The organism is Acidovorax temperans, assembly GCF_006716905.1.
Classification (GTDB): domain Bacteria; phylum Pseudomonadota; class Gammaproteobacteria; order Burkholderiales; family Burkholderiaceae_C; genus Acidovorax; species Acidovorax temperans.
Map to the genome: position 1 here is coordinate 609,073 of NZ_VFPV01000003.1, position 11,339 is coordinate 620,411.

11 protein-coding genes are annotated in these 11,339 nt (G+C 63.4%); 3 read left to right on the forward strand and 8 right to left on the reverse strand.

Annotated features, from left to right (window positions below):
• Positions 1–43: 43 nt before the first annotated feature.
• The 3 genes from BDD18_RS17705 to BDD18_RS17715 form a co-directional block, all read right to left on the reverse strand.
• Positions 44–2,578 carry a sensor histidine kinase gene (locus BDD18_RS17705; RefSeq protein WP_142084797.1) on the reverse strand — a complete coding sequence of 845 codons (2,535 nt, stop codon included), beginning with the start codon at positions 2,576–2,578 and terminating at the stop codon, positions 44–46.
• 2 nt (positions 2,579–2,580) lie between these two features.
• Positions 2,581–3,375 carry an ABC transporter substrate-binding protein gene (locus BDD18_RS17710; RefSeq protein ID WP_066788919.1) on the reverse strand — a complete coding sequence of 265 codons (795 nt, stop codon included), beginning with the start codon at positions 3,373–3,375 and terminating at the stop codon, positions 2,581–2,583.
• Positions 3,376–3,478: 103 nt separating this feature from the next.
• Complete coding sequence (locus BDD18_RS17715) at positions 3,479–3,850, reverse strand: response regulator transcription factor (RefSeq protein WP_066788917.1); 372 nt, start codon at positions 3,848–3,850, stop codon at positions 3,479–3,481.
• A gap of 150 nt (positions 3,851–4,000) precedes the next feature.
• Here BDD18_RS17715 and BDD18_RS17720 point away from each other — a divergent pair, with 150 nt between their 5' ends.
• From BDD18_RS17720 to BDD18_RS17730, 3 genes are all read left to right on the forward strand, one after another.
• The gene (locus BDD18_RS17720) at positions 4,001–4,663 is read left to right on the forward strand and encodes a response regulator (RefSeq protein WP_142084800.1); all 663 of its coding nucleotides are present in this window, start codon (positions 4,001–4,003) and stop codon (positions 4,661–4,663) included.
• Positions 4,660–5,439: a response regulator gene (locus BDD18_RS17725; RefSeq protein ID WP_142084802.1), complete on the forward strand. Its 780-nt coding sequence runs from the start codon at positions 4,660–4,662 to the stop codon at positions 5,437–5,439. The genes BDD18_RS17720 and BDD18_RS17725 overlap by 4 nt, the downstream gene beginning before the upstream one ends.
• A gap of 134 nt (positions 5,440–5,573) precedes the next feature.
• On the forward strand, positions 5,574–6,263 hold the full coding sequence (locus BDD18_RS17730; RefSeq protein ID WP_044398267.1) for a glutathione S-transferase family protein: 690 nt from the start codon (positions 5,574–5,576) through the stop codon (positions 6,261–6,263).
• Positions 6,264–6,267: 4 nt separating this feature from the next.
• Here BDD18_RS17730 and BDD18_RS17735 read toward each other — a convergent pair whose 3' ends face one another.
• From BDD18_RS17735 to BDD18_RS17755, 5 genes are all read right to left on the reverse strand, one after another.
• A complete protein-coding gene (locus BDD18_RS17735) occupies positions 6,268–7,332 on the reverse strand; it encodes an XdhC family protein (RefSeq protein WP_142084804.1) in 1,065 nt (354 codons plus the stop codon).
• A gap of 30 nt (positions 7,333–7,362) precedes the next feature.
• The gene (locus tag BDD18_RS17740) at positions 7,363–7,992 is read right to left on the reverse strand and encodes an SRPBCC family protein (RefSeq protein ID WP_066696860.1); all 630 of its coding nucleotides are present in this window, start codon (positions 7,990–7,992) and stop codon (positions 7,363–7,365) included.
• Between the two features lie 42 nt (positions 7,993–8,034).
• Entirely contained in the window at positions 8,035–9,300 is a 1,266-nt protein-coding gene (locus tag BDD18_RS17745; RefSeq protein ID WP_142084807.1) for a vWA domain-containing protein, read from the reverse strand.
• Positions 9,297–10,208 carry an AAA family ATPase gene (locus tag BDD18_RS17750; protein WP_142084809.1) on the reverse strand — a complete coding sequence of 304 codons (912 nt, stop codon included), beginning with the start codon at positions 10,206–10,208 and terminating at the stop codon, positions 9,297–9,299. The genes BDD18_RS17745 and BDD18_RS17750 overlap by 4 nt, the downstream gene beginning before the upstream one ends.
• Positions 10,209–10,537: 329 nt before the next feature.
• The gene (locus tag BDD18_RS17755) at positions 10,538–11,332 is read right to left on the reverse strand and encodes an FAD binding domain-containing protein (RefSeq protein ID WP_142084812.1); all 795 of its coding nucleotides are present in this window, start codon (positions 11,330–11,332) and stop codon (positions 10,538–10,540) included.
• Positions 11,333–11,339 lie beyond the last annotated feature (7 nt).

Below are 11,339 nucleotides of genomic sequence, written 5' to 3' on the forward strand. Positions count from 1 at the left end.
TTCGTCCCCACTCACTGTTGCACTCACCGTGCCGCGGATGCACTCACAAAGAAGCCGGCTGGGTCTCTGCAAAACCGCGTGCTGGCAACACGATGTGGAACGCGGCCCCTTTGGGCGTGAGGTTGCGCGCAAATATCTGGCCTCCCATGGCTTCGATGATCTTGCGGCAGATAGCCAACCCCAACCCGGTGCCGCCTGAACCATCTTTGGTTTTGCTGGACTGCACGAAGGCTTCAAAGATCTGCTCCAACTCAGCTTCGGGCACACCAGGGCCTTCGTCATGCACCTCCAGATGGACCTGCCCTCGGGAGTCCATGCGCCCCACCACCGTGATGGAAGAGCCAGGGGGCGAAAACTTGATGGCATTGGCGACCACATTGCGAATGACCTGCTGCAGGCGCAGCGGGTCCACCTTCGCCACCAGTGGCAGTTCTGACAGCCGCAGGTGCATGGTTTGCTGGCTGCGCGCGAGCAAGGGCTCCAGCTCTTTCACGACCGGCTGGATCAGGCCCCGCAAATCAATGCGCTCCAGGTGGAAAGTGCCCACCGTGCTCTCCAGCTTGGAAACCTCAAGCAAGTCGTTCACCAAAGCCAGCATGCGCTGCCCGGCAGAATGGATGTCTTCGAACATCCCAGCCAAGCGCGGCTCGGCTCGCCCGCGCAGCGCGCCCAACTCGGCAAAACCAAGAATGGACTGCAAGGGGGTTCGCAACTCGTGGCTCATGTTGGCCACAAACTCTGATTTGGCCCGCGATGCTTCCTCTGCTGCGTGCCGGGCTTCCTGGGTGGCACGCTCGGCCTCGCGGAACTCGCTCACGTCCACGAAGATGCTCAGCACGCCCGACACCTGGCCCTGCGCATCTGTGATGGCGGCCTTGATCACCCGGGTCTCGCGACGCGTCCCATCGGCATGCAGCACCTTGGTTTCAAAGAACGCCTGCCCGCCTTTGGCAAGCAATTCTCGGGTGTGCAGCCGCTCAACCTGCGCTTCATCTGCGGGCAACAGATCCGGCAGCAGCCGCCCGACCACCGAGCTTCGGTCCAGACCCTTGTATTCCTCCCAGGCACGATTGACCTGAACCACCGCCCCACGCAGGTCAACGACAGAAATCGGCAGCGGATTGGTGTCCAGCAGCAAATTCTGGAAGGCGATCTGGGCCTGCAAGCGGTGTTCTGCCACCCGGCGCTCGGTCACATTCACAGCGCTGCCCACAAAGCCGACCAGCCGCCCTTCGGACCGCAAGGACACCAAGGCCACGTCGAAATGCATTTCGCCGCCATTTCGCGGGCGAACCTTGGTCTGCAGGTGACGCACCCCAGCAGGTGCCAACGGATCCAGCGCCTTGCGCACATCATCGCGGCTGGAGGGATCCACGATGTCCTCCAGGCGCTTGCCGATGGCCTGCTCTCTCGGGCTGCCGCTGAAGGCTACCCAGTGATCGTTCACATAAGTGACCACCCCCTGCGCATCGATACGAAAGATCAGCTCCTGCACGCTGCGCATCAGCACGCTCAGCTCGCGCTCACTCTGGGCAATGCGCTGCTGCGCTTTGTTGGCAGCAACTTGGGCTGCTTCACGCAACTTGACCACCCGCCACACGGCTACGGTCAAACCAGCCACCAGCAGGACCATAGCACCACCAATGCCCAAAAGCGCCTTGGCGCCAGACAACCAACGCCAGACAACACCGCTGTACGACTCCTCCACGATCACCACCAGCGGTTTGGTGCTGGAGGCGCGGAATGCCAGGAGCTGCCGATCCCCCAGCACACCACGCCCTACGTACTGCTCGTGCTCTTTGGAGGCCAGGTAACTGGTGAATACAGGGATACCGCCGACGTTGGTGCCCATGAGCGCAGCACCATCGCGAGACCCGGCCAAGACCATGCCCCGATCAGTGGTCACGATGGATTCAAAGCTGCCACCTTCCAGCGCAAGATACTGAAAGTTGGAAAACGCATCCGGGTTGATCAAGCCCACCAGAAACAGTGGGCGACCCGCCTCGCTCGCCATAGGGCGCAACAAAGGAATGAACGCCAGGCCCGGCGGTGCTTTCACCGCAGGGGCGCCCACCTGGATCGCAGCCAATCCCCTCCCCATGACCAAGGGGCCCAGCACTGCACGGCCGCCGACATTTCGGGGGCCCAAACGCTCCAGATCGATGCGAATGCCTGCCTCAGAGGGACTGGTGCTTGCAAGAATATTGCCATGAGCATCAGCCACCGCAATGGTTCGCAAAAAAGGCAGGCCCGACAGCGTTTGATTCAGCGCCGCCTGTATGGCCGCAGCATCAGGAACATCAGCGCGCAGCGCTGGCGATATTGCCAGAGCATCCAGCGCCATTTCGCCGGAATCCAGCGTGCGCGTGACCTGGTCTTCAATCACTCTGGCCAGCAAGATCGAGTGAGACTGCTCTTCAGCGATGGCACGGCGAAACGCATTGCCAGTGACCAGCGCCACCAGGATCACAGCGATCAGCGTGGCAGCGGCGCCCCCCACCAGCACCAGTGTGCTGGCCCTGGACCAACGCTCCGAGGTGGGGGCGTTGATGGAAGCGGCTGCATGCGTGTTGGCCATGTTCAACGAACCACAATGGGCCCCAGCCCCTGCTTGCTGGCGGCATTGTTCAACCTGCCGTCCTTCTTGATGCGCGAGACGAACTCATCCACCACCGCAAGCCACTGAGCATCGCCCGGTTTCACCGCATACGCATAAGGCAGCACCGAAAAAGGCTCGGCGGGTGCAATCAGTCGCGCCCAGTCTGCGTTGTCCAGCAAGCGCCGGCTGTAGGGATAGTCGGTCATGAACACATCCACACGCCCAGCCACCAGTTCCCGCTCTCGCGTCGCCGGCAACTTCACACGCACCAGTTGGGCATGCTTGAGGCGCTGCTCCATCACCGGCTCCATGAAGGTGCCGGATTGAACGGCAACCAGCACCCCTGGCTTGTCAATATCCGACCATTCGCGGACAACTTGGTTGCTCTTGGTCGTGATGCCGTAAATATCACTGCGCAAATAAGGCTGGGTGAAACGCAATTTCTCCGCCCGTTGCGCGGTAACGCCCACGGCAAACATCGCCACATCGCAACGATCCTCCACAAGGTCACTGACCAGCGTTGGAAACGAAGAGTCCACGTATTCGACGCGAACGTTCAAGTCTGCAGCCAGCGCAGCGGCCAGCTCAATGTCGATACCGCTCAGTTCTTGCGTGCGTGGGTGGCGGTAAGTGACACCGTAGTATTCGGGCCAGATGCACACCTTCAGAGCCCTTGCCGTGCGCACTCTGTCCAGAACGGGCTGAGCGTGGGCGTAGCCAAGCAGCAGCATGCCAAGCACCGCCAGCAGCGGGCAAGCCCTCGAGAGAAAAATCATGACAACCCCCTCCGCCCAGAAGTAGCCGCTCAAACGCGGCGGGTCCATCGAGCGCGCAGCCGCTCTACCTCGCAGCTTGGGCACGGTAGCGCGGCCGTGAAGCTCACGCCTCGGCTTCCATGCGGTAGATGGTTTCGAGCACCTGCAATGTGCTGAAAGGCTTCATCAAATAATCGTCCGCCCCTGCGGCCAAACCTGCCTCTTTGTCACTGGCCTGAACACGGGCTGTCAGCAAGACGACTTTCGTGAACCGTGTGGCGTGGTCTGCCTTGATCTGGCGGCATACTTCCAAACCGTTCAGGGTGCCGGGCATCATGATGTCCAGCAGCACGATGTCAGGGCAGATCTCACGACACCGTGCCAACCCAGCGTCACCCGTAGAAGCCTCATGGATTTCGAAGTCATCGAACTCCAGCGTCATTTTCAATAATTTGCGAATGTCAGCATGGTCTTCAACAATCAGGATTTTTTTCATGGCACGCCCTTGAAAGAGATGGTGAACCTAGCCTCATGGCGCTTCAGGTGGTTATTGTCCCGTTGCTTCGTATGATCAAATCATATCAAGCATTTGTATCAAATGCAAGCTCTTCTCCCTGCTATGAAAAAAGAGGAAAATGCGCAACTCATGAAATCTGAAAAAACACCACCACCGTCGCTGGTCCAAGACCACTACACCACTTTGGAAGTGGCCAGCATGCTCGGGCTTGCGGTGCGGTCGGTGCAATTGATGGTTGATCGCAACGAGCTCGAAGCGTGGAAGACCCCCGGGGGTCACCGCCGCATCTCCAGAGCTTCTGTAGAACAGTGGATCAATGCCCGCACGGGCGCAGGTGGCAAGGCCTCCGCGCAGCCTGCTGGCAGTGGCGACCGTGCGGCTGGTGCTGGCGCGCCAGCGCGTGGCCGTGGTGCTCCGCAGATTTTGTTGATTGAGGATTCCATCCACTTTCAAAACCTGGTCACCCTGCTGGTGAACCAGCACTTCCCTGGCGCTGCTCTGCACACGGCCAGTGATGGCATCACTGGCTTGGCCATGTATGGGCAGATTCAGCCCGACATCCTGATCGTGGACATTCTGCTGCCGGGCATCGACGGGGCCACGCTGATCACCACCCTGCGCTCTCACCCGCAATTTGCCCGCAGCCGGCTGATCGTGGTGACCTCACTGGACCAAGAGCAGCGAGAGCCCTACGCGTTCGCATTGCAGGGTGTGACAGTGATCCATAAATCCCAACTGGTGGCAGAACTGCCCGCCATACTGGCACAGTCGCTGCCCACCCCAACCGCATGACCAGCGCTGCAGCGCCCTGTGTCTTGCTGGTGGAGGACGACACCTCCATCACGCGATTCGTGGCGATGGCGCTGGATCAGTTGCCCATTGAGCTGCTCACCTGCACCAGCGTGCCTGCCGCAGTGGCGTTGCTGGAGCAGCGCAATATCCAGCTTGTGATCACGGACTTGATGCTGCCGGGCGAGTCGGGCATTTCTCTGGTGCAACGCCTTTCAGCAAACCCGCAGCTGCGGGGTGACACGCTGGTGGCCGTCTTCAGCGCTGGCCTGACGACTGCTGTGAAGGAGCAGTTGCAGGGAATGGACCTTTGGAGAGTTCTGTCCAAGCCGATCGCCGCGCAAGAACTGGAGAGTTGCGTGCGCGATGCACTGGGCCTGCATGCGTCGCCAGAGGCGGATACCAATACTGCAACGGCAGCGCTGCAGCCCTCACCCACCAACCCGGCTGCCAAACCAGCCCCAGCCACGAACACTGCCGAGACACTGGCCATTGCAACCCATTTTGGTGGTGACGCACAACTCTTCACCACCTACCGTGCGGCATGTCTCAAGCAGTTTGCCGCTGATGTGCAAGCGGGTGACGCCGCAGCGCAAGCGCACGACTGGCCTGCTCTGCGCAGGCTGGCCCACAGCCTCGCCACCGTGCTCCTCACACTGGGCAGGCCACAAGACAGCCTGGTCGCCAGGGCGCTGGAGGATGCCGCAGCCGTGGCTGATGCCGCCACCTGCACCAGCGGCTGGAGCGATTTGCGGCAGCGCCTTGCAACGCTGAACTGAACGCAGTCCGCCGTCAGCCACATGGCGGCTGGTTGGTTTGCCCCAGCGGCGCGTGAGTCACTGGGTCAACCTCTCGATGGGTGTGCGAAACGCCTGCATGAACAGGGACGTGCAAACCGGTTCAAAATGGCGCCATGATCACCGTCCACCACCTTGAAACCTCGCGCTCGCAGCGCATTCTTTGGCTCTTGGAAGAATTGGGCTTGCCCTACCAGCTCAAGGTCTACCAACGCGACAAGCGCACCCGGCTTGCGCCTCCTGAGCTCAAACAGATCCACCCGCTGGGCAAGTCGCCAGTCATCACCGACGGGCAGATCGTGGTGGCGGAATCAGGTGCGATCATTGAATACTTGGTCGAAACCCATGCCACCCTGGCCACGGGCGAGCTGGCCCACCTCGCGCCTGCTGTGGGCACGCCAGCCCACCGCCAATGCCGGTTCTGGATGCACTACGCAGAAGGTTCGCTGATGAACTGGCTGGTCATGAAGCTGGTGTTCGCCAGCATTCCCAAACAGCCCATGCCGTTCTTCGTGCGGCCGGTGGCCAAGGCGCTGTGTGCCACCGTGCAAAGCAAGCTGATCGACCCCAACGTGGACACGGCCCTGGACTTCATGGAAGACCACTTGGCCACCCACCATTGGTTCGCGGGCGAACACATCACCATGGCTGATTTTCAGATGAGCTTTGCGGTGGAAGCGGCTCTTGCACGGGCCAACCCCGGCAAACCCCGCCCTCACCTGCAGGCCTACCTGCAGCGCATGCAGGCCCGCCCGGCCTACCAACGCGGCATTGCCAAAGGCGGGCCTGTGGTGATGAGCGCCTGAGCCCTCACACGCCGCACACCAGCGGCCCGGTGGGCGCCAGTTCACGCTCGTTCTTGGCGCGCGCCACCTCTACGCCTTGTGGCAGGGCCACGCCGTTTTTCACCGCCAGAATCTCGGCCATCACGCTGACGGCAATCTCGGGGGGTGTCTTGCTGCCGATGTACACCCCAATGGGGCCGCGCAGTCGCTGCAGCGATGCCTCGGTTTGCCCGAAGTGCTCCATCATGCGGGCGCGGCGCGCCTCGTTGTTGCGCCGCGAGCCAATGCCACCAATGTAAAACGCCTCTGACGCCAAGGCTTCCAGCAGCGCCAGATCATCCAGCTTGGGGTCGTGCGTGAGGGCTACCACGCAACTGCGGCGGTCGGGCTTGAAGGCGGCCACCACATCGTCTGGCATGTCTCTTACCAGCTTGGCGCCCGGCACGTTCCAGCTGCCGACAAACTCTTCGCGCGGATCGCACACCGTGACGGCAAACCCGCTGAACAGCGCCATGGTGGCCAGGTATTCCGCCAACTGCCCGGCTCCGATGAGCAGCATGCGGTACTCGGGGCCGAAGGTGTTGGTGAGCTGCGCGGCATCCACCACCAGCTCGGCAGGTACCGCCGCCGCTTGCAGGCTGACCCGCCCATCGGCGAGCAGCACGGTACGTTGCACCAGCTGACCAGACTCCAGCTGAGCGACCAATTCCGCCAGACTCTGCGGGTCGGGGTCGTATTCCAGCAGCAGCTCCAGTGTGCCGCCGCAGGGCAATCCAAACCGGTGGGCCTCGTCGGCCGTCACTCCGTACTTCACAAAGGTGGGCGGCCCGCTGGGTATGGCGTGCGCCAGACCACGGTCCGCCCCTGCGGCCTGCGCGTAGGCGCGGGTATGGCGGTCGATCAAGTCGTCTTCAATGCAACCGCCGGATACAGAGCCCACCACCGCCCCCGTTTCACACAGGGCCATGATGGAGCCGACGGGCCGAGGCGACGACCCCCAGGTGCGCACCACCGTGGCCAGCAAAGCGCGCTGGCCCGCCTGGCGCCAAGCCAGCAGGGTGCGCAGCACCATCACATCCAGATTTTCCATGCTCCTACCTCACTGCAAGCGCTGGCTTGTTCAACTCATTAACCACGCCACCACCGCCAATACCGCCGCACCGATAGCAATCCAGCCCCACACCGGCATGCCGCCCGAGGCTTGCGAATCGGTTGGCAGCGCAATAGGCTGCGTGGGGGCGTGCGACATCACCGTGTCCTGGGTTTCTTCGTCGGCCACCTCCCGGGGGTAGCGGCGCTGCATTTCATTGTCAAAACGTTTGAAAAAATCTTCTGCCATGGTTTTGGCAGCCCCGTCGATGAGCCGCTGGCCGAGCTGCGCGATCTTGCCGCCCACGGTGGCATGCACCGTGTAATGCAACTCGCAAAGCGGCAGGCCAGACGCGTCAGCAGGCAAGGGTTCCAGCCGCACCTGGGCGGTGCCTTTACCAAAACCAGCCACACCGCCCGAACCATCAAACGCGATGGTGTAGCTCTCGGGCGGCACGATGTCGGCTAGCGTGATCTTGCCCGCGAACTTCGCAGACACCGGCCCGATCTTGAGCGCCATGGCCACGGCGTATTGATTTTCGCCACTGGCCTCTACCTTGTCGCAGCCGGGGATGCAAAGCTTGAGAACCTCAGGGTCATTCAGCGCCTCCCAGGCTTGTTGCTGGGTCACGGCCAGGGTGCGGCTGGCTTGCATTTCCATGATTAGGTTCCTTCGTTCAGTGAATATTCAAACTTTTACGGCCTAACGGCGCTGCGGCTGCAACACCGCCGCAATGCTGTGCGCCAGTTGCTGCAGGCTCTCCAGGTTGTGCACCGCCAGCATGCCGTGGGCGTGGCGATGCAGCACCTCTGCACCGCGCGCTGTGGGGCGGTAGCCTTCGTAGCGCAGCAGGGGGTTGAGCCACAGCAGCTGCCCGCAGTGTCGGCGCAGCCAGCCCAACTCTTGCAGCAGCGCGGCGGGCTCGCCCGTGTCCAGCCCATCGCTGATGAGCAGCACCAGCGTGCGCCGCCCCACCAGTCGGCGCGCGTGTCGGCGGCGCAACTGGTGCAGCGCTTCGCCCAGACGGGTGCCGCCTGCAAAATCGGTAATGGCAGCACTGGCGTGGGCCAGCATGGCGTCGCCATCAGCGTGTCGGAAGGCGGGTGTCAAATCCGTGAGGCCCGTGCCAAACGCGAACATATCCCGTCGCCCCACACCCTGCCCGCCCTGCCCCGGCGCTGTGGCGGCGTGCAAGAAGGTGAGCAGCAGGCGTGCATAGCGCTCCATTGATCCGGACACATCCACCAGCACCAGCAGGGGCACGGGCTGGTCGCGCCGCGTCAGGCGTGGCAGCTCCAGCATCTCGCCGCCCGTGCGGGCTGCACGGCGCATGGCGGCGGCCCAGTGCGGGCGGCTGCCCCGGCTGCCGGGGCAGGTGCGGCGCGATGCGTAGCGCGGCAGGGGCAAGGCCACCTCACGCACCAGGCGCTGCACCAGCTGGTATTCGCCAGCAGAGAGCTGGTTGAAATCTGCCCGGCGCAAGCGTTGCTGGTCGCTCGCTGTCATGGCGGCGTCGAATTCAATCTTTTGCTCTTGCGTGCTGGCGTGCTGCTGCCGTGCGGCGCGCAAAGGTGCCAGCGCATCGGCCACGCGCTGGCGGCGGGGGGCACCTTTCGATTTTTCAGGGGCGGTGGGCAGCATCTGCGCCAGCAGCTTCTGCGCCACATCGGGGTTGCGGAAGTACGCAGCAAACAGTTCGCGAAACACCTGGCGGTCCTGCTCGCGACTGATGAGTACGGCCTCCAGTGCGGCGGCCATGTCCTGCCGTGCCAGGCCCACCAGCAACAGGGCTTGCTGGGCCAGCGCCATGCGGGCGGCATCGACCGGCACACCGGCGCGGCGCAGGGCGCGACCAAAGCCGGTGAGGTTGTCCGCCAGCTTGCCGCTGCGCGCATCGCCCAATTGCGAGGCGGTGGCATGCGTCCAGCCGGTAGCGGCGGCAACAGCAGCAGCCCCTGCCCCGCTCATGAAGCCTCCGGCTCCGGCTGCAACAACTCAGACGCCAGCGCGGCGGTCAGGGCCGCGACATCCTCGCGCTGCTTGAACAAGATGCCTGCGGTGTCGCTCACCACCTCGGGGTCCACCACCAGGGTGTCCAGCGCCACCAGGGCCTTGGCCCATTCCACGCTCTCGGCAATGCCGGGGGCGCGCTGGAAGGCGTCGGCAAATGGCCGGCTGCGCAGGCGCGACACAAACAGCGCTACCTGCTGGGCCAAGGCCTCGCTGGCACCGGGCACCTGCGCGCGGACGATGGCCAGCTCGCGCTCGCGCTCGGGGTAGTCCAGCCAGTGGTACAGGCAGCGGCGCTTCACCGCGTCGTGCAGGTCACGCGTGCGGTTGCTGGTGAGGATGGTGACGGGCGTCACAGCCGCCTGCACGGCGCCGATCTCGGGAATGCTGACCTGGTACTCGCCCAGGTATTCGAGCAGGAAGGCCTCAAACGGTTCGTCGGCGCGGTCTACCTCGTCAATGAGCAGCACCGCCCCCGGCGCAGGGGCGCGCAGGGCCTGCAACAGCGGGCGGGGGATGAGGTAGCGGTCTTGGTACACCTCCCGCTCCGCCGCGCCCATGTCGGCAGCGCGGCCCTGGGCTTCAGCGGCGCGCAGGTGCAAAAGCTGCGCGGCGTAATTCCATTCGTACAGCGCCTCGCGCTGCTCCATGCCGTCGTAGCACTGCAGGCGAATCAGCACCCGCTGCAGCGCACGGGCCAAAGCCTGCGCCAGGGCCGTCTTGCCCACGCCGGGCTCCCCCTCCAGCAGCAGAGGCCGCTGCAACTGGAGCGCAAGAAACACGGCGGTGGCCAGCCGCCGGTCTGCGAGGTAGCCCTCGTCCCGCAGCGCCTGCATCAGGGCATCGACAGAGGCCAAGGCATTCATGCTTGATTACTTCACTTTTGATAGCTGCTCGCGCTTGATGGATAAGCGCTAGAGGCCAATTTCAGGCTCTTCTAGCGAATGCTAGTGATGCACTCGATAAATGTCGTACGTCGAAATCGTCGTTTACAGGCGTGCGGCGATTTCCATCACTACTATTCGCTAGAAGAGCCCAATTTCATTCAAAAACATCACCATTAGTACACGCGCCCTTCGATACCGGAGCGCCCTGGGCCAGCAACCGCCGTGCAAGGGCCGCCCCGCAGCACCGGCGGTGTCCCCCTTCCCGAATGGCACCGCCATTCGAGAGAAGGGGGAAGCGGCGCAGCCGCTCAGGGGGATGTCATCTTCGCGACCGCGCGCTGGGTTTGCACACTGATGAGGTTGGCCCGGTAGGCCGCGCTGGCATGCAGATCGGCATTCAGGTCACTGGCGTCAATCACCACCGCTGCGGCGGCCTGGGGTGTGAAGCTGCCCGATAGCGCGGCTTCCAGCCCCGCGTGGTGGAACACGCAGCTTGAAGCCCCCGTCACAGCCACGCGCACACCCGCATCGAACTGCGCCACAAACACGCCCACCAGCGAGAAGCGCGAGGCAGGCTGCTTGAACTTCATGTAGGCAGCGCGCTTCGGGATGGGGAAGCGGATGGCGGTGATGATCTCGCCCTCGTCCAGCGCGGTGGTGTACATGCCCACAAAAAAGTCGTCTGCCGCAATCTCGCGCCGGTTGGTGATGACCGTAGCCCCCAGGCCCAGCACCGCGCTGGGGTAGCAGGCGGCGGGATCGTTGTTGGCCACCGAGCCGCCCAACGTGCCGCGTGCGCGCACCTGCCGGTCTCCAATGCCAGCGGCCAAGTCGGCCAGGGCCGGAATGGCAGCCTTCACTTCGCCGCTGGCCGCCACATCGGCGTGGCGCGTCATGGCGCCGATCACCAGGGCATTGCCCTCGCGGCGAATGCCCGCCAGCTCGGCAATGCTGTTCAGATCAACGATCTTCTCCGGGTTGGCCAGGCGCAGGCGCATGGAAGGCAGCAGACTTTGTCCACCAGCCAGCAGCTTGCCGCCCTGGGCAATGAGCTGCGCGGCAGCGGCGGTGGAAGCAGGTGCTTCAAAGGTGAATGCGTACATGGTCGAA